This is a genomic window from Pseudomonas koreensis (genome assembly GCF_025447595.1).
Lineage (GTDB): Bacteria > Pseudomonadota > Gammaproteobacteria > Pseudomonadales > Pseudomonadaceae > Aquipseudomonas > Aquipseudomonas koreensis_H.
In genome coordinates, this window is the sequence record NZ_JAOEJU010000003.1 from 152421 (window position 1) to 176995 (window position 24575).

Genomic DNA, 24575 nt, shown 5'->3' on the forward strand with positions numbered 1-24575 from the left:
GCCAGGGCCATCCCTCCATCGAAATCGACTATATAGTAATACTAATTACGCAACAACACTTCCAAACAGTCGATTTTGCGCTTATGTTTAGACGAAGCTCGCAAACAATAGTCTTACAATAAGAGAATGGATCATGTCTGATAAGAAACCCACCCTGCGCTCCGCCCAATGGTTTGGCACGGCCGACAAGAACGGCTTCATGTACCGCAGCTGGATGAAGAATCAGGGCATCGCCGACCATCAGTTCCACGGCAAGCCGATCATCGGCATCTGCAACACCTGGTCGGAACTGACCCCGTGCAACGCGCACTTCCGCCAGATCGCGGAGCACGTCAAACGCGGGGTGATCGAGGCCGGTGGTTTCCCGGTGGAATTCCCGGTGTTTTCCAATGGCGAATCGAACCTGCGCCCGACCGCCATGCTCACCCGCAACCTGGCGAGCATGGACGTCGAGGAAGCGATTCGCGGCAACCCGATTGACGGCGTGGTGCTGCTGACCGGTTGCGACAAGACCACCCCGGCCCTGCTGATGGGCGCGGCCAGTTGCGACGTGCCGGCGATCGTTGTCACCGGCGGGCCGATGCTCAACGGCAAGCACAAGGGCAAGGACATCGGTTCCGGCACCGTGGTCTGGCAACTCAGCGAACAGGTCAAGGCCGGCACCATCACCATTGACGATTTCCTCGCAGCCGAGGGTGGCATGTCCCGCTCTGCCGGCACCTGCAACACCATGGGGACCGCGTCGACCATGGCCTGCATGGCCGAAGCGCTGGGCACTTCGCTGCCGCACAACGCGGCGATTCCGGCGGTGGATGCACGGCGTTATGTGCTGGCGCACATGTCCGGCATGCGTGCGGTCGAAATGGTGCGTGAAGACTTGAAACTGTCGAAGATCCTGACCAAGGAAGCCTTCGAAAACGCGATCCGGGTCAACGCGGCGATTGGTGGTTCGACCAACGCGGTAATCCACCTCAAAGCCATCGCCGGGCGCATCGGCGTCGAGCTGGATCTGGACGACTGGACCCGCATCGGTCGCGGCATGCCGACCATCGTCGACCTGCAACCGTCCGGGCGTTTCCTGATGGAAGAGTTCTACTACGCGGGCGGCTTGCCGGCCGTGCTGCGGCGCCTCGGCGAGGCCAATCTGATTCCGAATCCGAACGCATTGACCGTCAACGGCAAATCCATTGGCGAGAACACCAAGGACGCGCCGATCTACGGCGAGGACGAAGTTATCCGCACCCTCGACAACCCGATCCGCGCCGACGGCGGGATCTGCGTGTTGCGCGGCAACCTGGCGCCGCTGGGCGCGGTGCTCAAGCCATCAGCCGCCACGCCGGAGCTGATGCAGCACCGTGGCCGCGCCGTCGTTTTCGAGAACTTCGACATGTACAAGGCGCGAATCAACGACCCGGAACTGGACGTCGATGCCAACTCGATTCTGGTGATGAAGAACTGCGGGCCGAAGGGTTATCCGGGCATGGCCGAAGTCGGCAACATGGGCTTGCCGGCCAAGCTGCTGGCACAGGGCGTGACCGACATGGTGCGCATCTCCGACGCGCGCATGAGCGGCACCGCTTACGGCACCGTCGTGTTGCACGTCGCCCCGGAAGCGGCAGCCGGCGGGCCTTTGGCGGCGGTGAAGGAAGGTGACTGGATCGAGCTGGACTGCGCCAGCGGACGTTTGCACCTGGACATTCCGGACGCTGAACTGGCGGCGCGCATGGCGGATCTGCAACCACCGCAGCAATTGTTGGTGGGTGGCTATCGTCAGCTGTATATCGACCATGTGCTGCAGGCGGATCAGGGGTGTGATTTCGACTTCCTGGTCGGTTGCCGAGGGGCTGAAGTGCCGCGCCATTCCCACTAAAACCGCCGCCCCTGTGGGAGCGAGCTTGCTCGCGATTGCGATTTATCATTCAACATCCAGGTTGGCTGACACTCCGCTATCGCGAGCAAGCTCGCTCCCACATTTGCTTTGTGTATCCCCCTCAAGAATGAGCCATGCCTGCTATGATGCGCGGCATCTCCATCGCTCAGGATCGCGCCGCTCCCCATGGATTACCGCAAACCTTCCGACCGTAAAAGCATGCACTCGCGCATCGTCCAGGAACTGGGCATGCAGATTGTTTCCGGACGCTTTTTGCCTTGCGACAAGCTGCCCGCCGAAGCCTTGCTCTGCGAGGAGTACGCGGTCAGTCGACCGGTGTTGCGCGAAGCCACCCGAGTGCTGGTCGCCAAGGGCCTGGTGTATTCGAAACCGCGCGTTGGTACCGTGGTCAAGCCGCGCCGCGAATGGCACATGCTCGACCCGGACGTGCTGCACTGGCTGATGCAAAGCAGCCCGCAGAACGAGTTCTTCAATGTCCTGACCAGCGTGCGCAGCATCATCGAACCGGCCGCCGCCGCCCTCGCCGCCCAGCACGCGACCGATGCCGACATCGCCTCGATTGCCGAGGCTTACCAACGCATGGAAGCGGCGCCGACCCCGGAGGCCTTGCTGCAACCGGATCTGGATTTTCACAGCCGGATTGCCGACGCGACCCACAACGACTTGCTGGCGAACCTGTGCAACATGCTGTCGGTGGCGATTGCCGAGGCGTTGAAGCATTCGAACCAGCGGCCGAACCTGCATGAACTGGCGCTGCCTCGGCACAAGGCGATTTTGACGGCGATCGAGAATCGGGATGCGCTGGGGGCTCGGCATGCGACGTTGGTGCAGCTGGATGATGCGCGGAGTGCCTTGAGTGTTGTGCTTGGGGCGGATATTTCGTAGGTCGTTAGTCCGCCGGCCCTCACCCTAGCCCTCTCCCAAGGGGAGAGGGAACCGATTGGGGGATATTGGAGAGATACACCGACTTGAACGATCTGCCTTGAATCCATAATCGACTCGGTTTTTCAGGTCGATGTTTGACGAAGCACAACTCGGTCAGTCCCCTCTCCCTTTGGGAGAGGGCTAGGGTGAGGGGGCTTTTGATCTTGCCCCACAAAAAAAGCCGCAACCCTAAGGTTGCGGCTTTGTCGTTTCAGACGCCCGGATCAGTGAGCAAACAGCGAATTGCCCTTCTGCCCCGCCAGTTTCTCCGGCTTGATCAGGAACTTCGCCAGTGCCGGCAGCAGCCACAGCGCACCGAACATGTTCCACAGCAGCATGAAGGTCAGCATCAGGCCCATGTCGGCCTGGAACTTGATCGCCGAGAAGATCCAGGTGCACACGCCGATGGCCAGGCACAGACCGGTGAACAGCACCGCTTTACCGGTGGATTTCAGGGTCTGGTAATAGGCTTCCTGCAACGGCAGGCCGGCACGCAGGAAACTCTCCAGGCGGCTGTAGATGTAGATGCCGTAGTCCACGCCGATCCCCACGCCCAGCGCCACCACCGGCAGCGTCGCCACTTTCACGCCGATGCCCATGAACGCCATCAGCGCGTTGCCCAGCACCGAGGTCAGCACCAGCGGCAGCACGATGCACAAGGTCGCCGCCCATGAACGGAAGGTGATCATGCACATCACCGCCACGCAGATGTAGACCAGGATCAGGATGGTCAGCTCGGACTTCTTGATCACCTCGTTGGTGGCTGCCTCGATCCCGGCGTTACCGGCGGCGAGGATGAATTCCAGGCCTTCCTTGTTGTTTTCCTTGGCGAAGTCCTGCACCGCATGCACTGCGCGATCCAGGGTTTCGGCCTTGTGGTCGTTGAGGAACACCAGCACCGGCGCCAATGAGCAACTGTTGTTGTACAGGCCGTCGGCACGGGCGATGGAGTTGTTCAGCACGTCCGGGTTGCGCGACAGGGTTTCCCATTTCAGGTTGCCCTCGTTCATGCCCTTGATCATCTGCTTGGACACGGTCACCAGCGAGATCGCCGACTGCACGCCCTCGGTGTTCTGCATCTTCCACATCAGCTCGTCGATCGGCGCCATGGCTTCATAGCGCGAGCAACCTTCGGACTTGGTCTTGACCATCACCACCAGCACGTCGGAACTGGTCGAGTAGTTGCTGATGATGAAGTTGTTGTCTTTGTTGTAGCGCGAATCCGGACGCAGTTCCGGCGCACCCTGATCGAGGTCGCCGATCTTCAGGTTCTGGCTGTACCAGAGGCCGCCACCGAACGCGACCAGCGCCAGGGCGATGGAGATCGGGGCGACTTTCGGGTTGGCGAAGTTCGACAGCAGGCGCCAGAACGGGTGTTCGCGGTGCGCGTCCTTCTTGCTCTTGGCGATAGCGCGCTTGCTGATGCCGACATAGGAAATCGCCACCGGCAGCAGGATCAGGTTGGTGAACACGATCACCGCCACGCCGATGGAAGCGCCGATGGCCAGCTCGCGGATCACGCCGATGTCGATGATCAGCAGCGTGATGAAGCCGACGGCGTCCGCCAGAATCGCGATCATCCCCGGCAGGAACAACTGACGGAAGGTCCGCCGTGCGGCCGTCAACGCGTTGTCCGCCTCACCGGATTGCAGGGCGATACCGTTGATTTTCTGCACGCCGTGGGAAATGCCGATGGCAAAGATCAGGAACGGCACCAGCATCGAATACGGATCGAGGCCGAACCCGAAGAAGTGCATCAACCCGAGTTGCCAGACCACCGCCACCAGCGTGGTGCTCAACACCGCCACGGTACTGCGCAGGCAGTTGGTGAACCACAGCAGCAGGATCAGGGTGATGACGAAGGCGATGCCGAAGAACATCACCACCATCACCAGGCCGTCGATCAGGTCACCGACCTTTTTGGCGAAACCGACGATGTGGATCTTGACGTTGGGGTTCTGCGCTTCGAACTTGTTGCGGATCTTGTCTTCAAGTTCGTGGGAGAACTTGCGATAGTCCAGCGCCAGCAACTTGCCCTGGTCCTGCGGGTCCGGGTAGGACTCCAGCAGCGGGATGTCGACGATGCTCGATTTGAAGTCGTTGGCCACCAGACGCCCGACCTGACCGGACTTGAGCACGTTGTTGCGCAGCAGATCGAGGCTGTCCTGGGAGCCGTTGTAGCTCTGCGGGATCACTTCGCCGCCGGCAAAACCTTCCTCGGTCACTTCGGTCCAGCGCACGCTCGGGCTCCACAGCGACTTGAGGCCGGAACGGTCGACGCCGGAGATGTAGAACACCTCGTCGTTGATCTGACGCAGGGTCTCCATGTACTCCTTGGAGAAGATGTCGCCGTCCTTCGCTTCCACCGAAATACGCACGGTGTTGCCCAGGTTCGCCAGATCGTTGCGGTGCTCCATCATCTTTTCAATGAACGGATGCTTGAGCGGGATCATCTTTTCGAAACTGGTGGACGGGCGAATCAGCGTGGCCTGCCAGAACAGGAAAATGCTGACCAGCAGGCAGATCACGATCACTGCCGGGCGGTTGTTGAAGATCAGGCGCTCGAGAAACGTCGCCTTGTCCTGATGATGAGTGCTCAAGGAAGTCATAGCCCCGCCTTCTTATTATTGATTCGGCTCATTTGCCCAGCTCGGCGCCGTTCGCAGTCGTAACCCGAACGCCACCCTGCCCGCTCAGGATCAGATTGCCGTTGCCGGCGGCGGTGACCGACGACAACGAGATGCGATCCGGACGGTTGAACACGCTGAAGGTTTCGCCGTTGTCACTGCTGCTGACCACCGAGCCGCCGTTGCCGACAATGACGATGGAGCCGTCTTCGAGCAGTGTGGCGCCGGACAGGCCGAACTCCAGCGAACCGCGCGCGGCTTTCAGTTCGACCTGCTCCCAGGTGCTGCCAAAATCGGTGGAGCGGTAAAGGTTGCCGCGCAGACCGTAGGCCAGCAGGGTTTGCGGTTGCGCCGTGCCGATCACGCCGAACAGCGAACCTTCGTACGGGCCTTCGAGTTTTTCCCAGGTCTGGCCGTCGTCGGCGGAGCGGAACATGCTGCCCGACTCACCGACGATGAACAGGCCGGCGTCTTTTACGGAGGCGATGGCGTTGAGGTGGAACTGGTCTTCGTTGTCGAGGCGATCGCTGACGTCTTCCCAGTGTTTGCCGCCGTCGGTGGTTTCCAGCAGCGCGCCGTAGGCACCCACGGCCAGGCCGCTGTTGACGTCCTTGAACCAGACGTCGAGCAGCGGCGATTCACGCTTGAGGTCTTCGAACTGTTTGGTCCAGGTCAGGCCGCCGTCTTCGCTGGCGAGGATCTGCGCGTCGTGGCCGACGGCCCAGCCGTGCTTGTCATCGACGAAATACACGGCGGTCAGCAACTGGCGGCTCGGCACTTTGGCCTGAGTCCAGGTCTTGCCCTGGTCGTCGGAATAGAGAATGTGCCCGCGATCCCCGACCGCCACCAGCCGGGTTCCGGCGTGAACGACATCGAGCATCAGGCTTTTCGAGGCCTTGGCCGATTCGGTGGAATAGACCACATCGGCTGGCGCTTCGGCGGCGAGAACCGGCGCCGACAATGTGGCAAAGCCCAGCAGAGAGAGTGCTGTGGCCAGCAACGCGGTGTTGCGTAACGCCGGCGGGCGGCAACGACTCATAGACCTTCCCCTGTTTATTATTGTTGGTCATGGACCTTAAAGGGCGCCGCAAGGGTGCTCACGGTGACTGCCTGGTCACAGCATAGTCCTGAAACCCGCCATCCAGAGCCCCTTCGGAAGCTGGCTCATCCTATCGGGCATTCGAAACGTCTGACAATCGGCGCAACGTTATCTTTTGTTAACCGAAAGGGACTACAGCGGCAGCTGAATGCGCGGGCATTCGTCCGACTGATGGCAGGGATTCTTGCGAGGGGGACTTGCACGATCGGTATTATGGTATACCATCAGACGCACAGTCACTTTTTATCCCCTACGGAGCAGCTCATGAGTTTCGAAATTCGCAAGATCGTCAGCTATGTCGAAGAGACCTTCATCGAAGGCGGCAAGGCGTCCGACACCCCGGTGACCATGGTTGGTCTGGCTGTCGTGATGAAGAACCCGTGGGTCGGCAATGGCTTTGTCGAAGACCTCAAGCCGCAGATCCGCGCCAATTGCTCGGACCTCGGCGCAATGATGGTCGAGCGCCTGGTGGGCATCATCGGTGGTGCCGAGAAGATCGAGGCTTACGGCAAAGCCGCGGTGGTCGGCGCCGATGGCGAAATCGAACACGCGTCAGCGGTGATCCACACCCTGCGCTTCGGCAACCACTATCGCGAAGCGGTCAAGGCCAAGAGTTACCTGAGCTTCACCAACAAACGCGGCGGTCCGGGCACTTCGATCCAGATCCCGATGATGCACAAGGACGACGAAGGCCTGCGCTCGCACTACATCACCCTGGAAATGCAGATCGAAGACGCCCCGCGCGCCGACGAAATCGTTGTGGTGCTGGGTTGCGCCGACGGTGGTCGCCTGCACCCGCGCATCGGCAACCGCTACATCGATCTGGAAGAACTGGCCGCCGAAAAAGCCCAGTAATCACAATAAAAAAAGGCATTGCAGGAGCGCTCCATGATTCGGCTCACCGCTGAACTCACCCCGGCCGGCACCAGTTATCTGGCGACCGGCCAAGGCCAACCCGTGGTGTTGATCCACGGCGTGGGCTTGAACAAAGAAATGTGGGGCGGCCAGATCGTCGGCCTGGCCACGCAATACCGGGTGATCGCCTACGACATGCTCGGCCATGGCGCCAGCCCGCGACCGGCCAGCGGCACCGCCCTGCTCGGTTATGCCGATCAGTTGCTGGAGCTGCTCGACCACCTGCAATTGCCGCTGGCATCGGTGATCGGTTTTTCCATGGGCGGTCTGGTGGCCCGGGCGTTTGCCCTGCATTACCCGGAACGCCTGAAAAGCCTGGTGGTGCTCAACAGCGTGTTCAACCGCAGCGAAGAACAGCGCGCCGGGGTTATCGCCCGCACCGCGCAAGCCGCCGAGCACGGGCCGGACGCGAATGCCGAAGCGGCGCTGTCGCGCTGGTTCAGCCGCGAATATCAGGCGGCCAACCCGGCGCAGATCGCCGCGATCCGCCAGACCCTGGCCCGCAATGATCCGCAGGGTTACCTGACCACCTACGAATTGTTCGCCACCCAGGACATGTACCGCGCCGACGACCTGGGCAGCATCCAGGCGCCGACGCTGATCGCCACCGGCGAACTGGACCCCGGATCGACCCCGGAAATGGCCGAGCAACTGGCCGCGCGCATTCCCGGTGCGAAGGTTGCCGTGCTGCCCGAGCAACGGCATATGATGCCGGTAGAGTCGCCACGGCTGGTCAACCAGACGCTGCTGGAATTTCTCGACACCGCACACGCCCGACAAAACCATATAAAGGGGATCGTTGCATGACGCTCGCACGCTTCCAGATGTGCATCGGCGGAGAATGGGTCGACGCCCTCTCCGGCAAGACTTTCGAAAGCCTCAACCCGGCGTTGGCCGAGCCTTGGGCCGAACTGCCCGACGCGGATGAAGCCGACGTTGAACGCGCCGTGCAAGCCGCACAGACCGCTTTCGACAGCCCGGCATGGCGTGGTTTGACCGCCACCACGCGCGGCAAACTGTTGCGTCGTCTCGGTGATCTGATCGCCGAGAACAAGGAACAACTGGCGCAGCTGGAAAGCCGCGACAACGGCAAACTGATCCGCGAAACCCGGGGTCAGGTCGGTTATCTGCCGGAGTTTTTCCATTACACCGCCGGCCTCGCCGACAAGCTCGAAGGCGGCACTCTGCCGCTGGATAAACCCGATCTGTTCGCCTACACCGTGCACGAAGCCATGGGTGTGGTTGCCGCGATCATTCCGTGGAACAGTCCGCTTTACCTGACCGCGATCAAACTGGCGCCGGCGTTGGCAGCGGGCAATACCATCGTGATCAAACCGTCGGAACATGCCTCGGCGACCATTCTCGAACTGGCGCGTCTGGCCCTCGAAGCCGGGATTCCACCGGGCGTGGTCAACGTTGTCACCGGCTACGGCCCGAGTACGGGCGCTGCCCTCACCCGCCATCCGCTGATCCGCAAGATCGCCTTCACCGGCGGCGCGGCTACGGCCCGGCATGTGGTGCGCAGCAGTGCCGAGAACTTCGCCAAGCTGTCGCTGGAACTGGGCGGCAAGTCACCGAACATCATCTTCGCCGACGCCGATCTCGACAGCGCAATCAATGGCGCCATTGCCGGGATCTACGCGGCGTCCGGGCAAAGTTGCGTCTCCGGTTCACGACTGCTGGTGCAGGACGAAATCTACGACGAATTCGTCAGCCGATTGGTGGAGCGCGCCCAGCGCATCCGCATCGGCAACCCGCAGGACGACAGCAGCGAAATGGGCCCGATGGCCACCGCGCAGCAACTGGCGGTGGTCGAAGGTCTGGTGGCTGATGCGATTGCCGAAGGTGCGCGTCTGCGTCTGGGCGGCAAGCGCCCAAACGGTGTGGGCGATGGCTGGTTCTACGAACCGACGCTGTTCGAATGCGACCGCAATTCGATGAAGATCATGCAGGAGGAAGTCTTTGGTCCCGTGGCCTCGGTGATCCGTTTCAAGGATGAAGCCGAAGCGCTGGCGATCGCCAACGACTCGCAGTTCGGCCTTGCCGCCGGCATCTGGACTCGCGATCTTGGCCGCGCCCATCGCCTGGCCCGGGACGTGCGTTCGGGGATCATCTGGGTCAACACCTACCGCGCGGTGTCGGCGATGGCACCTATTGGCGGCTTCAAGAACAGTGGCTATGGACGCGAAAGCGGCATCGATTCGGTGCTGGCCTACACCGAACTGAAAACGGTGTGGATCAACCTCTCTCAGGCGCCGATGCCTGATCCGTTTGTGATGCGTTAGGAGTCCTGCGCCATGATCGAACCCGGCATTTACAAAGACGTCATGAGCTCGTTCCCGTCCGGGGTCACGGTGGTCACCACCCTCGACCCGGATGGCGCCATCGTCGGGATCACCGCCAGCGCCTTCAGTGCGCTGTCGATTGATCCGGCGCTGGTGCTGTTTTGCCCCAACTACGCCTCCGACACCTACCCGGTGCTGCGCGACAGCAAGCGTTTCGCGATCCATTTGCTGTCCGCCGACCAGACCGCCGAGGCCTACGCCTTCGCCGGCAAAGGCAAGGACAAGGCCAACGGCATCGAGTGGCATTTGAGCGAGCTCGGTAACCCGATCCTCGCCAAAGCCACGGCGATCATCGAGTGCGAACTGTGGCGCGAGTACGACGGCGGCGACCACGCGATCATCGTCGGCGCGGTGAAGAACCTGATCCTGCCGGAGCAACCGGTGACGCCGATGATTTATCACAAGGGCAAGCTCGGCGCGTTGCCGACACTGGCCTGACGGAACAATGCAAAACCCTGTGGGAGCGAGCTTGCTCGCGAAGACATAGTGTCAGTCGACATCAATGTGCAGGTGCTGACACTATCGCGAGCAAGCTCGCTCCCACGGGGAATGGTCGTGTGAGGGGTAATGATGAACAACGACAAGTATGAAAAGGGTTTAAAGATCCGCACACAGGTGTTGGGCGAAGCCTACGTGCAGCGCTCGATCGAGAACGCCGACGACTTCACCCGCCCGTTGCAGGAAATGGTCACCGAATACTGCTGGGGTCACGTCTGGGGACGCGACGGCCTGTCGCTCAAGGAGCGCAGCATGATCAACCTGGCGATGATCTCGGCGCTCAACCGCCCGCACGAACTGAAACTGCATGTGCGCGGCGCCTTGCGTAACGGCCTGAGTCGTGAGCAAATACGCGAAATTCTGCTTCAGGTCGGTATTTATTGCGGCGTCCCGGCAGCCGTGGACAGTTTCCGGCTTGCCCGTGAAGCCTTCGCCGAAGCCGACGCCGAGGCCTCCAGTTAACCCCTCGGCTGTTTTGATGCCCGTCTGGCATGGACAGCCACCTTAAAGAGCGGACCCCATGAAACGCCTGCCACTCGACGACAGCTTCAAGGTCAATCGCAACCCCGTCACCCTGCGCGAAATCGTGCTGGATAAACTGCGAAGCGCCATCATGAACTTCCAGCTGCTGCCAGGCGATCGCCTGGTGGAGCGCGATCTGTGTGATCGCCTGGGCGTGAGCCGTACGTCGGTGCGTGAAGCCTTGCGTCACCTGGAATCCGAAGGCCTGGTGGAGTTCGCCGACGCCAAGGGTCCACGTGTGGCCATCATCACCCTCGCCGATGCGGTCGACATCTATGAACTGCGCTGCGTACTCGAAGGCCTGATCGTCCAACTGTTCACCCTGCGCGCCAAAGCCAAGGACATCAAGGCCCTGGAAAAAGCCCTCGACGAGAACCGCAAGGCACTCAAGGACGGCGAGCTGCAGCAGGTGATCGACTCGGTGCAGGGTTTCTACGACGTGCTGCTCGAAGGCTCGGGCAACCATGTCGCGGCCACTCAGCTGCGTCAGTTGCAGGCGCGCATCAGCTACCTGCGCGCGACGTCGGTGTCCCAGGAAAACCGCCGCGGCGCCAGTAATCACGAAATGGAAAAAATGGTCGAGGCGATCAAGAGCGGCGATCCGCTGGCGGCGCATCAGGCGTGCGTCGATCACGTGCGCGCTGCGGCTGCCGTGGCCCTCGATTATCTGAAGCGCAAACAGGAAGAGACCGGCGCCACACCGCCGATCACCCTGCCCATCGCGCTGAAAGAACCGCGCATAGGTCACTGACATGTTCAGCCCGAGCTTTTGCCCGAAATGCGGTGGCGCCGACCTCGGTCAGCAAGTGCCGCCGGGCGATACGCACGAGCGCCTGATGTGCCGCGGCTGCGGCTACATCCACTATGTGAACCCGAAAATCATCGCCGGCTGCATCATCGAGCAGGACGGCAAATACCTCTTGTGCCAACGGGCGATTCCCCCGCGCCCGGGCACCTGGACCCTGCCCGCCGGTTTCATGGAAAGCGGCGAAACCACCGAACAGGCCGCCTTGCGCGAAGTCTGGGAAGAAAGCGGCGTACGCGCGGAAATCGTCTCGCCGTACTCGATCTTCAGCGTGCCGAAGATCAGCGAGGTCTACATCATCTTCCGCGCCCTCGCGCTTGAGATCACCGGCCAGTACGGCCCGGAAACCCAGGACTGCAAATTCTTCGCCCCGGAAGACATTCCGTGGGAGCAAATCTACTACCCGGCAATCCGGCAGATCCTCGAACGCTACATCGAGGAACGCCAGGCCGGGGTGTATGGCATGTACATGGGCAATGACGACAGCGGCAAGATTCATTTCATGCGTTGAAGACCCCATGCCCACTTGTGGGAGCGAGCCTGCTCGCGAAAGCGGTCGTTCATTCAACATTTGCATCGACTGATACGACGCCTTCGCGAGCAGGCTCGCTCCCACAGGGGCGTGGTGGTGTCTCTTAAAGTGACGGCACTCCCTCAACAATAATGATCTCCGCCCGCGCCCATTCCTCGCGGTAGCTCTTCGCTTCCTGATACGCCGCCGAGCGATAGCACGCCACCGCCTGCTCATAGCTGTCGAACTCGATCACCACACTGCGCTGTGGCGTCGCCCGCCCTTCCATCGCTTCGCTGCGCCCGCCTCTGGCTAAAAATTTCGCGCCGAATTCGGCGAACGCTTTCGGCGCGCGCTGGGTGTATTGGCTGTAGTGATCGGGATCGGTGATGTCCACGTGAGCAATCCAGTATGCCTTCATAGTGACCTCTTGGTTGATTTTGTATTATGGTATACCACGAATTTCATCCACATCGAGAGTACAGCATGGCCTTCAACAGCATCGAAGAAATCATCGAAGATTATCGCCTCGGCAAAATGGTGTTGCTGGTCGATGACGAGGATCGGGAAAACGAAGGCGACCTGTTGCTGGCCGCTGATCGTTGCACGCCCGAGGCGATCAGTTTCATGGCCCGTGAAGCTCGGGGGCTGATTTGTCTGACGTTGACTGACGATCATTGCCAGCGTCTGGGGCTAGAGCAAATGGTGCCGAGTAATGGCAGCGTGTTCAGCACCGCGTTCACGGTCTCCATCGAAGCGGCGGTCGGCGTCACTACCGGCATTTCTGCTGCCGACCGCGCTTGCACGGTGGCTGCTGCGGTGGCGCCCAATGCTCGCGCAGAAGACCTGGTGCAGCCCGGCCATATCTTCCCGCTGCGCGCGAAGGAAGGTGGCGTGTTGACCCGTGCAGGTCATACCGAGGCTGGTTGCGATCTGGCGCGTTTGGCGGGCTTTACGCCGGCCTCGGTGATCGTCGAAGTGATGAACGACGACGGCACCATGGCTCGCCGCCCGGATCTTGAGGTCTTCGCGCGCAAGCACGGGATCAAGATCGGCACCATTGCCGACCTGATCCACTATCGCCTGAGCACCGAACACACCATCGAGCGCATCGGCGAGCGGGAACTGCCGACGGTGCATGGCACGTTTCGTTTGATCACTTTCGAAGACCGCATCGAGGGCGGCGTGCACATGGCGATGGTCATGGGCGAATTGCGCCGTGAGGAACCGACGCTGGTGCGTGTGCATGTGATCGATCCGCTGCGCGATCTGGTCGGCGCCGAGTACAGCGGGCCGACGAACTGGACGTTGTGGGCGGCGCTGCAACGGGTCGCTGCCGAGGGGCATGGGGTTGTGGTGGTGCTGGCCAATCATGAATCTTCCCAGGCGCTGCTGGAGCGCATTCCGCAACTGACTCAACCGCCACGGCAGTTCAGTCGTTCGCAATCGCGGATCTATTCGGAGGTCGGCACCGGGGCGCAGATTCTGCAGAACCTGGGCGTCGGCAAGCTGCGCCACCTGGGGCCGCCGCTGAAATATGCCGGTTTGACCGGCTACGATCTTGAGGTGGTCGAGAGCATTCCGTTCACCGAATAACCCCGTTTGCCAGATAGCCGGTACGGCAAAGTGCTTGCACAAAGTTTGGAATACCATAATATGATATTCCATAGGCCGAACGACCTGAAAAACCGTCCAGCTACTGCTCCCGACAGGCGGGCAACAACGCAAGCCCGCTCAAAAACACAACAATGAGGGCGTAAAAATGGTGTTGAACAAAGCTGCAACCGCGATCTTTTTCGCGGGACTGCTGAGCGTGACCGGTCAGGCCGCGATGGCCGCCGAGAGTGTGAACTTTGTCAGCTGGGGCGGTAGCACCCAGGATGCGCAGAAACAGGCCTGGGCCGATCCGTTCAGCAAGGCCAGCGGCATCACCGTCGTGCAGGACGGCCCGACCGACTACGGCAAACTCAAGGCCATGGTCGAAAGCGGTAATGTGCAGTGGGACGTGGTCGACGTCGAAGCCGACTTCGCCCTGCGCGCCGCCTCCGAAGGCCTGCTCGAACCCCTCGATTTCAAACAGATCCAGCGCGACAAGATCGACCCGCGTTTCGTCAGCGACCACGGCGTCGGCTCGTTCTTCTTCTCCTTCGTCCTCGGCTACAACGAGGGCAAGCTCGGCGCCAACAAGCCGCAGGACTGGAGCGCACTGTTCGACACCAAGACCTACCCCGGCAAACGTGCCCTGTACAAATGGCCGAGCCCCGGCGTGCTCGAACTGGCCCTGCTCGCCGATGGCGTGCCCGCCGACAAGCTCTACCCGCTGGACCTGGATCGCGCCTTCAAAAAACTCGACACCATCAAGAAAGACATCGTCTGGTGGGGCGGCGGCGCGCAGTCGCAGCAACTGCTGGCCTCCGGTGAAGCGAGCATGGGCCAGTTCTGGAACGGCCGGATCCACGCCCTGCAAGAAGACGGCGCACCGGTCGGCGTGAGCTGGAAACAGAACCTGGTCATGGCCGACATTTTGGTCGTACCAAAGGGTGCGAAAAACAAGGACGCGGCGATGAAGTTCCTGGCCAGCGCCAGCAGTGCCAAAGGCCAGGCCGACTTCTCCAACCTGACCGCCTACGCCCCGGTCAACGTCGACAGCGTGGCGCGTCTGGACTCGACGCTGGCCCCGAACCTGCCGACTGCCTACGCTAAGGATCAGATCACTCTTGATTTCGCGTACTGGGCCAAGAACGGTCCGGCCATCGCGACACGGTGGAACGAATGGCTGGTCAAATGAAAATGGCGGCCACCGCGTCCCGTCCCTCCACTGCCACCGGGAGCGCCGCGAGCGCTGCCGGCCTGGCATCCGGCAAGGCGAGTGCAATGGCGCAAGCCCCGCCCCTCAAGCAACGCTGGCGCGGCGCCGGCAATCTCGCGCCGGCGCTGCTGTTCCTCGGTCTGTTCTTTCTCGCACCGCTGATTGGCTTGTTGCTGCGCGGCGTGCTGGAACCGGTGCCGGGCCTTGGCAACTATGAGCAACTGTTCGCCAACTCGGCGTATGCCCGAGTGCTGTTCAACACCTTTTCGGTGGCGGGACTGGTGACGGTGTTCAGCCTGCTGCTGGGCTTCCCGCTGGCCTGGGCAATCACGTTGGTGCCACGGGGCTGGGGCCGCTGGATCCTCAACATCGTGCTGCTGTCGATGTGGACCAGCCTCCTCGCCCGCACTTATTCGTGGCTGGTGCTGTTGCAGGCTTCGGGCGTCATCAATAAAGCCTTGATGGCCATGGGCATCATCGATCAGCCGCTGGAAATGGTGCACAACCTGACCGGCGTGGTGATCGGCATGAGCTACATCATGATCCCGTTCATCGTGCTGCCGTTGCAGGCGACCATGCAGGCCATCGACCCGATGATCCTGCAGGCCGGTTCGATCTGTGGCGCGAGCCCGTGGACCAACTTCTTCCGGGTGTTCCTGCCGCTGTGCCGGCCGGGTCTGGCGTCCGGCGGGTTGATGGTGTTCGTGATGTCGCTCGGTTACTACGTCACCCCGGCGCTGCTGGGCGGGGCGCAGAACATGATGTTGCCCGAATTCATCATTCAGCAGGTGCAGTCGTTCCTCAACTGGGGCCTGGCCAGCGCCGGCGCCGCGTTGCTGATCGTCATCACGCTGGTGCTGTTCTACGTCTACCTGAAGCTGCAGCCGGAATCCCCGGTTGGCGCCAGTAACGCGAGGTAAGCCGACATGCTCCTGACGCCCAATGCCATGAGTCGCCGGATGCGCTTCGGCCTGTATTTCACCACCGGGCTGATCGGCCTGTTCCTGCTGTTGCCGATCGTGTTCATCGTCCTGCTGTCGTTCGGCTCGTCCCAGTGGCTGGTGTTCCCGCCACCGGGCTGGACGCTGAAATGGTACGTGCAGTTCTTCTCCAACGCCGACTGGATGAGCGCAGCACTGGCCAGCCTCAAGGTTGCGGTGCTGACCACAATCTGCGCCGTCGCCCTCGGTTTGCCGACGGCGTTTGCGCTGGTCCGTGGACGCTTTCCCGGCCGGGAAGTGCTCTACGGTCTGTTCACCCTGCCGATGATCGTGCCACTGGTGATCATCGCGGTGGCGGTGTACGCGCTGTTCCTCAAGCTCGGCTACACCGGGACGATGTTCGCCTTCGTCGTCAGCCATGTGATCGTCGCGCTGCCGTTCACCATCATCTCGATCATCAACTCGCTGAAGCTGTTCGATCAGTCGATTGAAGACGCGGCGGTGATCTGCGGTGCGTCACGCCTGCAAGCGGTGTTCAAGGTGACCTTTCCGGCGATTCGCCCGGGGATGGTGGCCGGCGCCCTCTTCGCCTTCCTGGTTTCGTGGGACGAAGTGGTGCTCAGCGTGATGATGGCCAGCCCGACCCTGCAAACCCTTCCCGTGAAAATGTGGACCACCCTGCGCCAGGACCTGACGCCCGTGATCGCCGTCGCTTCGACGCTGCTGATCGGCCTGTCGGTATTGGTCATGGTGATCGCCGCCGCCCTGCGCCGGCGCAACGAAATCAGCGCCTGAGCGCCCAGGAGTACGACATGAGTGCCGTGATCAAAGACGCATCCCAGCAGAACGACAAACCTCTGGTCAGCCTGCGCAACCTGAACAAGCACTACGGCGATTTCGCGGCCGTGGACAACATCTCGCTGGACATCAAGGACGGCGAGTTCCTGACCTTCCTCGGCTCCAGCGGCTCGGGCAAAAGCACCACACTGTCGATGCTCGCCGGCTTCGAAACCCCGAGCAGCGGCGAGATCCTGGTCAACGGCCAGTCGCTGGTGAATGTGCCGCCGCACAAGCGCGACATCGGCATGGTGTTCCAGCGTTATTCGCTGTTCCCGCATCTGTCGGTACGCGACAACATCGCGTTTCCGTTGGCGATCCGCAAACTCGCTGCGGCTGAACGTGACAAACGCGTCGATGCGATGCTGAAACTGGTGCAGCTCGAACAATTTGCCCATCGCCGCCCTTCGCAACTCTCTGGCGGCCAGCAGCAACGGGTCGCCATCGCTCGCGCTCTGGTTTACGAACCACGCATTCTGCTGATGGACGAACCTCTCGGCGCGCTGGACAAGAAGCTTCGCGAAGACTTGCAAGATGAATTGCGCCAGCTGCACCGTCGCCTCGGCATCACCATCGTCTACGTGACCCACGACCAAGAAGAAGCCATGCGCCTGTCCCAGCGCATCGCGATTTTCAGTCACGGCAAGATTGTCGGGCTCGGCAGCGGGTATGACCTTTATCAGAATCCGCCGAATGCGTTTGTGGCGTCATTCCTCGGCAATTCGAACTTCCTTAAGCTCAAGGCACAAGGCAACGCTGCAGCTAGTTTTGAAGGACAGTCGCTGTCGATCCGTCTCACCTCTGGATTGCAGACCGGGCAGGATGTTTTGCTGATGGTGCGTCCGGAAAAGGCGTTGGCGTTGAGCGTGCAACAAGCGATTGACGAGCCGTTGGCGGCGGGTTGGAACGAGGTTTCGGCGAAGGTGGTTGAGGTGTTGTTTCTGGGTGAGAGCCTGACGTGCAGTGTGGTCACGTCGGGTGGCACGTCCATGACGGTGAAGGCACTATCGGCGGCCGGGATGCCGTTGAAGGCTGGGGATCCGGTGCAAGTACGCTGGGCGACGGCGGATGCATGCGTCTACACCGAGTGGTCCGAAAGCGACTTGAACAAAGCTGCCGGATCACACTAAGTTCTTCAGAAAACAACGGAACCCTGTGGGAGCGGGCTCGCCCCGGGCGGCGATCCGACGAATAGGCCGGCACATTCAACATCAATACTGAATATGCTGACGCCTTCGCGAGCAAGCTCGCTCCCACAAGTCTTGCACCAGTCAGTTGACTGGCGGATAGCCTTCGATCTGATCAGGCCAAGCCGTCAACACCTCAAACCCGTCCTCCGTCACCGCAATCATGTGCTCCCACTGCGCCGACAACGATTGATCCTTGGTCACCACCGTCCAGCCATCCGCCAGACTCTTCACATGACGCTTGCCAGCATTGAGCATCGGTTCGATGGTGAAAATCATCCCCGCCTTCAACTTCAAGCCCTGCTCCGGATAACCGTAATGCAGCACCTGCGGCTCATCGTGATAAACCTTGCCGATCCCGTGCCCGCAATACTCGCGCACCACGCTGAAACCTTCCTTCTCCGCCAACGTCTGGATGGCATGCCCGATGTCACCCAACGTAGCGCCCGGCCGCACCACGCGGATGCCCGCGCACATGGCGTCATAAGTGGTCTTGATCAGATGCCGCGCCTCGGGCGTCGACTCGCCGACCACGTACATGCGACTGGTATCACCGAACCAACCGTCCTTGATCACCGCGATGTCGAGGTTGACGATGTCGCCGTCCTTCAGCACGCGCTTGGAAGGAATGCCGTGGCACACCACTTCGTTGACTGACGCGCAGACGGTTTTCGGGAAGCCGTGGTAACCGACGTTGGCCGGAATCGCCTTCTGCACATTGACGATGTAATCGTTGCACAACTGGTCGAGCTGATCGGTGGTGACGCCAGCCTTGACGTGCGGCACCAGCATCGCCAGCACCTCGGCGGCCAGCCTGCCGGCCTCGCGCGATTGGGCGATTTCGGCCTGGGTGTTGATCTTGATCGGGTTTCTCATGCCTTTGCCGCCTCTTTGACCGAGGCGTTCTGCGCGGCATCCGCGAGTGCGCAGACTTGCTGCAGATCCAGACCGCCCGACTGCTCGGCGCGAATCAGCAACCGGCAGATGGCGTGGTGATCCAGGTCGGGATACAGCTCGGCGAGCATGCCGATGCGCATCCAGTGTTCGGCCTGCGCGTTGATCGAACGGCTGAGTGCGTTGCTGGAGATGCGCAGATTCTCGTGCATGTCCTCTGAAATCTTTACGATGCCCATGGCAGTATCCGATACGAAGTGTATATGGATCGTATATTAATCGCGCATCGTTCGGGATTGCAAATTTTGCGCATCCGGTAAATCGCAGGCAAAAAAAAGCTGCCCGGAAGGCAGCCGAATCATGAAAAGCACGCGATGTATTGGGACCAAGTATGGGCAGCCGATAATGACAGTGTCATGACAGCGATGAATTCACTGAACCGCCGCGCCCGCGTCATCAGGTTGTCATCGAACCCACGGCAGAATCCTCGCAAACCGTCCCGCGCCTCCCGACGGATGATTTGCAAGGATTCCCATGAAAGAAGACACCTCGCTGTTTGCCGCCATCGACCTCGGTTCCAATGCCTTTCGCATGATGATCGGCCAGTCGGTGCGCAGCAGAAAGGGCTTCATGATTCAGGAGGTCAAAACTTTGCGCGAGCCGGTGCGGCTGGCGGAAGGTTTCGACGGTCGGGCACTGGATGAAATGGCGCTGGATCGTGGCTGGCAGGCGCTGGCGCGGTTCGGCAAGAAATTGCGCGGTTTCGAGCCCGGTCGCGTGCGTGCGGTGGCCACCAGCGCGGTGCGCGAGGCGGACAATGCGCAGCTGTTTCTGGCCAGCGCGGAACGGCATCTGGGGTTTCGCATCGATGTGATCTCCGGGCATGAAGAAGCGCGTCTCGTGTATGCCGGTGTGGCCCACACCCTGCCGGTCGCCGATGACATGCGTCTGGTGGTCGACATTGGCGGCGGTTCCACCGAACTGATTCTCGGCCAGGGCGCGCAACCGCTGCTGACCGAAAGCATCGCCATTGGCAGCGGTACGTTGAGCGCACGTTTCTTCCGCAACGGTGAGATTTCCCCCGGTGCGCTGCAAGAAGCCGAACGGGTAGCCATTCTGCAATTCGAAAAAGTCGCCCGGCGTTATCGCGCCCAAGGCTGGCAGCAGACCATCGGTTCTTCAGGCACCGCGCGGATGCTCGCCAAAGTGCTCAAGGCCAATCGCCTGAACGATCATGGCGAGAGCGGCATCACCTACGGCGGTCTGTTGCGCTTGTCCCTGCGCTTGCTGGAGGTGAGCAACGTTCAACACCTCAAACTGGCCGGCCTGCAACCCCATCGCCAGAGCATCCTGCCCGGCGGCCTGGTGGTCATGCTGGCAGCGTTCAAAGTGTTCGGCATCTCGCAAATGGTGCCATCCGAACCCGGCTTGCGACTGGGCGTGCTGCACGGTCTGATGAGCAATCACTGAGCAGTTTTCGCTGCAGGATTTTCACTGCCGGATCAAGCGCTTCGTGACGCTGAAGACGCCCTTTCAATACTCGATGACGCCTGCGTATAAACCCCTGCAAATCTCTTCCTTCCCCTCTCCGGTTTCGTTCTATCGTTAGATCGAAATGGCTGTATTTCCGGCCGTTTAAAGGTTGCGACAGCTCAGGTCTGAGCCTATGTTGCACGCGAGCTTTTTCCCCGCGAATGGAACGCGATCAACACCACAAAGAGGTGAAGAGATGTCAAAGGATTCACGCCCTGCCGTACTTGGGCTGATCGGCAATACGCCGCTGGTACAAGTCACCCGCTTCGATACCGGTCCCTGCACCCTGTTTCTCAAACTCGAATCACAGAACCCCGGCGGTTCGATCAAGGACCGCATCGGTCTGGCCATGATCGACGCCGCTGAGCGCGATGGTCGACTGCAACCGGGCGGCACGATTGTCGAGGCCACCGCCGGCAACACCGGTCTGGGCCTGGCCCTGGTCGGCCGCGCCAAGGGCTACCGCGTCGTGCTGGTGGTGCCGGACAAAATGTCCACCGAAAAAGTCCTGCACCTCAAGGCCATGGGCGCCGAAGTGCACATCACCCGCTCCGATGTCGGCAAGGGCCATCCCGAGTATTACCAGGATGTCGCCGCGCGTCTGGCCAAGGACATCCCCGGCGCGTTCTTCGCCGACCAGTTCAACAACCCTGCCAACCCGCTGGCCCACGAGTGCAGCACCGGGCCGGAAATCTGGGCCCAGACCGAGCATGACCTGGACGCCGTCGTGGTCGGTGTCGGTTCGGCCGGCACACTGACCGGCCTGACCCGTTTCTTCAAACGCGTACAACCGGATCTTGAAATGGTCCTGGCCGACCCGGTCGGTTCGGTGATGGCCGAATACAGCCGCAGCAAGCACTTGGGCACCGCCGGATCCTGGGCGGTGGAGGGCATCGGCGAGGACTTCATTCCGTCGATCACTGACCTGTCGAGCGTGCGCAGCGCCTACTCGATCAGCGATGAAGAAAGCTTCGATCACGCCCGCCAGTTGTTGAAGGCCGAGGGCATTCTGGGTGGTTCGTCCACCGGCACCCTGCTCGCCGCCGCGCTGCGTTACTGCCGCGAACAGACCGAGCCCAAACGCGTGGTCAGCTTCGTTTGCGACACCGGCACCCGTTATCTGTCGAAGGTCTACAACGACCAGTGGATGACCGATCAGGGCCTGTTGCAGCGCAAGCGCTACGGCGACCTGCGCGACTTGATTGCCCGACGTTTCGAAGACGGCAAAGTCGTCAGCGTCGGCCCGGACGATACGCTGATGACCGCGTTCCAGCGCATGCGCCTGGCAGACGTTTCGCAACTGCCGGTGCTGGTGGATGGCAAGCAACTGGTCGGTGTGATCGATGAATCGGACATTCTGGTGCGGGTACACGAAGACGCCTCGCTCTTCAGCAAACCCGTCGCCAAAGCGATGACAGACAAGTTGCAAACCCTCGCCCCCGCCGCCACGCTGGCTGAACTGGAAGCCGTGCTCAGCAGCGGCCTGGTGGCCATCATCGCCGACGCTTCAGGCTTCCACGGCCTGATCACCCGCGTCGACATGCTCAATCAACTACGGAGATCCCTGGCATGAGCCAGCATGACAAGAACGCCCGTCAACAGGGCTTCGCCACCCGCGTGATCCACGCCGGGCAAACGCCGGACCCGACCACCGGCGCGCTGATGCCGCCGATCTACGCCAACTCCACCTACCTGCAAGACAGCCCCGGCGTGCACAAGGGTTTCGACTACGGCCGCTCGCACAACCCGACGCGTTTTGCCCTGGAGCGTTGCGTGGCGGATCTGGAGGGCGGCACCCAGGCGTTCGCCTTCGCGTCCGGGCTGGCGACGATTTCCACCGTGCTCGAACTGCTCGACGCCGGCTCGCACATCATTTCCGGCAATGACCTGTACGGCGGCACGTTCCGCCTGTTCGACAAGGTGCGCCAGCGCAGTGCCGGGCATCGTTTCAGCTACGTTGATCTGGCGGATCTGTCGGCATTCGAAGCGTCGTTGCAGGACGACACGCGCATGGTGATTGTGGAGAGCCCGACCAACCCGCTGCTGGGTCTGTCCGACCTCGCTGCCATCGCGCGCATCTGCAAGGCGCGCGGGATCCTCTGCGTGGCCGACAACACCTTTGCCAGCCCATGGATCCAGCGTCCGCTGGAACTGGGTTTCGACATCGTGCTGCACTCGACCACCAAATACCTGAACGGTCACTCCGACGTGATCGGTGGGATCGCAGTGGTTGGCGACAATCCTGCGCTGGCCGAGCGCCTGGGCTTTCTGCAGAACGCTGTCGGCGCCATCTCCGGCCCGTTCGACGCGTTCCTCACCCTGCGCGGCGTGAAGACGCTGGCGCTGCGTATGGAACGTCATTGCAGCAACGCGCTGGATCTGGCGCGCTGGCTGGAACAGCAGCCGCAGGTCAAACGCGTCTACTACCCGGGTCTGGAATCCCACCCGCAGCACGAACTGGCCAAGCGTCAGATGCGTGGTTTCGGCGGGATGATTTCCCTGGATCTGAACAGTGATCTGGCAGGCGCTCGTCGCTTCCTGGAGAACGTGCAGATCTTCGCTTTGGCAGAAAGCCTCGGCGGTGTGGAAAGCCTGATCGAGCACCCGGCGATCATGACTCACGCGACCATTCCGGCCGAAACCCGTGCCAAACTCGGCATCGGTGACAGTCTGGTGCGTCTGTCGGTAGGCGTCGAGGACATCGAAGACCTGCGTGCGGATCTGGCGCAGGCGCTGGCCAGTATCTAAAGTCCGAAAACGTCAAAGCCCGCACGAGGCGGGCTTTGGTGTTTGAGTAGGCGGCCAGTGCTGGTCTCTGGCTTACGAGGTTTCTCAGGACTCCCACAGTACAGGCAATGTGCTCTGCTGCTTCACACGGCGTAAGGGCTGGAACCCAGCGCGGGGTTCTTTCTAACCGTGTACCCTTCGGAACGCGCCCAACGCTTCCTCGCTATCCGCTTGCGCATCAGTCTGCGTCTTCGCCTACATTCTTGAGCCTAGCAAACACGCCGCTTTGCGCTACGCGGTTTTTAGACTGTTTGTTTTCTAGCACGGGCCTCCAAGGAAGCTAACCGACTATCGGCTTCCAAGCCCTTCACCCTGCCCCCCGCCAAGGGCGAACTATACTTTTCAGTTCGCTGTCCAGATTTCATGTAAACCGTCGACACCCGAGCACCCTCCGGTGCCCCCGTGCCACTCACCAATCTGATTGACCCCGGGCCGACGAGCCTTCCGTCAAGCAACGAATGACGGGTAATGCTCGGTTGCTGTGTGGCTGATGGGGCGTGGAGAAAATCATGAAGCACACGCTTTGGCCGGGCCTCGTCCTGGCAGTTGCGGCAACGGTGGCAATGCCCAATGTCTGGGCGGCGAAGGCGCAGGCATTGGCGTCGGATGGGGCGGATCATGTGGGTGCGGGGGCGGTGGCTTCTGATGGTGCGGATCATGTTGGCGCCGGTGCAGTCGCTTCTGATGGCGCGGATCATGTAGGTGCTGGCGCTGTCGCCTCTGACGGTTCCGATCATGTCGGCGCTGGTGCCGTTGCTTCTGACGGCTCCGATCACGTAGGTGCCGGTGCCGTTGCTTCTGACGGCTCCGATCACGTCGGTGCCGGTGCAGTCGCATCTGACGGTTCCGATCACGTCGGTGCAGGCGCCGTCGCCTCTGATGGTTCCGATCACGTCGGTGCAGGCGCCGTCGCCTCTGACGGTTCCGATCACGTCGGTGCAGGCGCCGTCGCTTCTGATGGTTCCGATCATGTTGGCGCCGGGGCAGTTGCTTCTGACGGGGCGGATCACGTCGGTGCAGGCGCCGTTGCCTCTGACGGGGCCGATCACGTCGGCGCAGGCGCCGTCGCCTCTGACGGTTCCGATCATGTTGGCGCCGGGGCAGTTGCTTCTGACGGGGCCGATCACGTCGGCGCAGGCGCCGTCGCCGCCGATGGCGCAGACAAGGTCGGTGCCAACCGACTTGCCTATTCCCGCGCAGGCGTCGGCTCGGACCAGGTGGCTTCCGCCCTCATGAGCGGCAGCTATTCCGACCAGTTCAACAGCCCTCAATGACCGCTATCGGCGCAATCAGTTAACCGCTGATTGCGCCGCACTAGCACATTTGTGCTAATCGACCACCCCGTTCCCTGGCGTTATATTCCTTCGCAACCCCCGACGCACTTGAACATGGCCGCTGAGCCGTGCACGGGATCGTTGCGCCTGGAAAAACAACAACACCAAGGAAGAAC

Annotated in this window: 23 protein-coding genes; 18 read left to right on the top strand and 5 right to left on the bottom strand. The window is 61.4% G+C overall.

Features of this window, described 5'->3' with window-relative positions; genetic code table 11:
* Positions 1–133: 133 nt before the first annotated feature.
* Complete coding sequence (locus N8H71_RS06400) at positions 134–1870, top strand: IlvD/Edd family dehydratase (protein ID WP_011334608.1); 1737 nt, start codon at positions 134–136, stop codon at positions 1868–1870.
* Positions 1871–2056: 186 nt separating this feature from the next.
* The gene (locus N8H71_RS06405; protein ID WP_262193339.1) at positions 2057–2776 is read left to right on the top strand and encodes a FadR/GntR family transcriptional regulator; all 720 of its coding nucleotides are present in this window, start codon (positions 2057–2059) and stop codon (positions 2774–2776) included.
* 263 nt (positions 2777–3039) lie between these two features.
* Here N8H71_RS06405 and N8H71_RS06410 read toward each other — a convergent pair whose 3' ends face one another.
* Entirely contained in the window at positions 3040–5424 is a 2385-nt protein-coding gene (locus N8H71_RS06410) for an efflux RND transporter permease subunit (protein WP_236195428.1), read from the bottom strand.
* Positions 5425–5452: 28 nt separating this feature from the next.
* A complete protein-coding gene (locus N8H71_RS06415; RefSeq protein WP_262193340.1) occupies positions 5453–6481 on the bottom strand; it encodes a WD40/YVTN/BNR-like repeat-containing protein in 1029 nt (342 codons plus the stop codon).
* Between the two features lie 324 nt (positions 6482–6805).
* Here N8H71_RS06415 and N8H71_RS06420 point away from each other — a divergent pair, with 324 nt between their 5' ends.
* From N8H71_RS06420 to N8H71_RS06450, 7 genes are all read left to right on the top strand, one after another.
* Positions 6806–7396 carry an amino acid synthesis family protein gene (locus tag N8H71_RS06420; RefSeq protein WP_007957412.1) on the top strand — a complete coding sequence of 197 codons (591 nt, stop codon included), beginning with the start codon at positions 6806–6808 and terminating at the stop codon, positions 7394–7396.
* Positions 7397–7429: 33 nt separating this feature from the next.
* Positions 7430–8263 (top strand): alpha/beta fold hydrolase, encoded by an 834-nt coding sequence (locus N8H71_RS06425; RefSeq protein WP_262193341.1) that lies wholly within the window; start codon positions 7430–7432, stop codon positions 8261–8263.
* Entirely contained in the window at positions 8260–9741 is a 1482-nt protein-coding gene (locus N8H71_RS06430) for an aldehyde dehydrogenase (RefSeq protein ID WP_262193342.1), read from the top strand. The genes N8H71_RS06425 and N8H71_RS06430 overlap by 4 nt, the downstream gene beginning before the upstream one ends.
* A gap of 12 nt (positions 9742–9753) precedes the next feature.
* Complete coding sequence (locus N8H71_RS06435) at positions 9754–10239, top strand: flavin reductase family protein (protein WP_085690313.1); 486 nt, start codon at positions 9754–9756, stop codon at positions 10237–10239.
* Positions 10240–10371: 132 nt separating this feature from the next.
* On the top strand, positions 10372–10761 hold the full coding sequence (locus N8H71_RS06440; RefSeq protein ID WP_262193343.1) for a carboxymuconolactone decarboxylase family protein: 390 nt from the start codon (positions 10372–10374) through the stop codon (positions 10759–10761).
* Between the two features lie 58 nt (positions 10762–10819).
* Positions 10820–11572 carry a GntR family transcriptional regulator gene (locus N8H71_RS06445; protein ID WP_085603063.1) on the top strand — a complete coding sequence of 251 codons (753 nt, stop codon included), beginning with the start codon at positions 10820–10822 and terminating at the stop codon, positions 11570–11572.
* A 1-nt stretch (position 11573) separates the two neighbouring features.
* Positions 11574–12137 carry an NUDIX hydrolase gene (locus tag N8H71_RS06450; protein ID WP_085711336.1) on the top strand — a complete coding sequence of 188 codons (564 nt, stop codon included), beginning with the start codon at positions 11574–11576 and terminating at the stop codon, positions 12135–12137.
* A 124-nt stretch (positions 12138–12261) separates the two neighbouring features.
* On the opposite strand, the gene N8H71_RS06455 is transcribed toward N8H71_RS06450, so the two are convergent.
* Positions 12262–12558, bottom strand: a complete 297-nt coding sequence (locus N8H71_RS06455) for a DUF1330 domain-containing protein (RefSeq protein ID WP_262193344.1) — start codon at positions 12556–12558, stop codon at positions 12262–12264.
* Between the two features lie 65 nt (positions 12559–12623).
* Here N8H71_RS06455 and ribBA point away from each other — a divergent pair, with 65 nt between their 5' ends.
* From ribBA to N8H71_RS06480, 5 genes are all read left to right on the top strand, one after another.
* Positions 12624–13733 (top strand): bifunctional 3,4-dihydroxy-2-butanone-4-phosphate synthase/GTP cyclohydrolase II, encoded by a 1110-nt coding sequence (gene ribBA, locus N8H71_RS06460; RefSeq protein WP_064380429.1) that lies wholly within the window; start codon positions 12624–12626, stop codon positions 13731–13733.
* 166 nt (positions 13734–13899) lie between these two features.
* The gene (locus N8H71_RS06465) at positions 13900–14925 is read left to right on the top strand and encodes an ABC transporter substrate-binding protein (RefSeq protein WP_262193345.1); all 1026 of its coding nucleotides are present in this window, start codon (positions 13900–13902) and stop codon (positions 14923–14925) included.
* Positions 14922–15866 carry an ABC transporter permease gene (locus N8H71_RS06470; RefSeq protein WP_262193489.1) on the top strand — a complete coding sequence of 315 codons (945 nt, stop codon included), beginning with the start codon at positions 14922–14924 and terminating at the stop codon, positions 15864–15866. Before N8H71_RS06465 ends, N8H71_RS06470 begins: the two co-directional genes overlap by 4 nt.
* Before the next feature lie 6 nt (positions 15867–15872).
* Positions 15873–16682: an ABC transporter permease gene (locus N8H71_RS06475; protein ID WP_262193346.1), complete on the top strand. Its 810-nt coding sequence runs from the start codon at positions 15873–15875 to the stop codon at positions 16680–16682.
* 17 nt (positions 16683–16699) lie between these two features.
* Positions 16700–17854 (top strand): ABC transporter ATP-binding protein, encoded by a 1155-nt coding sequence (locus N8H71_RS06480; protein WP_262193347.1) that lies wholly within the window; start codon positions 16700–16702, stop codon positions 17852–17854.
* A gap of 141 nt (positions 17855–17995) precedes the next feature.
* Here the strand turns inward: N8H71_RS06480 and map are convergent, their stop codons facing one another.
* Together map and N8H71_RS06490 are read right to left on the bottom strand one after the other, a co-directional pair.
* Complete coding sequence (gene map / locus N8H71_RS06485) at positions 17996–18787, bottom strand: type I methionyl aminopeptidase (RefSeq protein ID WP_262193348.1); 792 nt, start codon at positions 18785–18787, stop codon at positions 17996–17998.
* Complete coding sequence (locus N8H71_RS06490; RefSeq protein ID WP_011334623.1) at positions 18784–19044, bottom strand: ParD-like family protein; 261 nt, start codon at positions 19042–19044, stop codon at positions 18784–18786. Before N8H71_RS06490 ends, map begins: the two co-directional genes overlap by 4 nt.
* 295 nt (positions 19045–19339) lie before the next feature.
* On the opposite strand from N8H71_RS06490, the gene N8H71_RS06495 reads away from it, so the two are divergent.
* From N8H71_RS06495 to N8H71_RS06510, 4 genes are all read left to right on the top strand, one after another.
* Positions 19340–20275, top strand: a complete 936-nt coding sequence (locus N8H71_RS06495; protein WP_262193349.1) for a Ppx/GppA family phosphatase — start codon at positions 19340–19342, stop codon at positions 20273–20275.
* 259 nt (positions 20276–20534) lie between these two features.
* Entirely contained in the window at positions 20535–21911 is a 1377-nt protein-coding gene (locus tag N8H71_RS06500; protein ID WP_262193350.1) for a cystathionine beta-synthase, read from the top strand.
* On the top strand, positions 21908–23086 hold the full coding sequence (locus tag N8H71_RS06505) for a trans-sulfuration enzyme family protein (protein ID WP_207983022.1): 1179 nt from the start codon (positions 21908–21910) through the stop codon (positions 23084–23086). Before N8H71_RS06500 ends, N8H71_RS06505 begins: the two co-directional genes overlap by 4 nt.
* A gap of 548 nt (positions 23087–23634) precedes the next feature.
* The gene (locus N8H71_RS06510; RefSeq protein ID WP_262193351.1) at positions 23635–24399 is read left to right on the top strand and encodes a hypothetical protein; all 765 of its coding nucleotides are present in this window, start codon (positions 23635–23637) and stop codon (positions 24397–24399) included.
* Positions 24400–24575 lie beyond the last annotated feature (176 nt).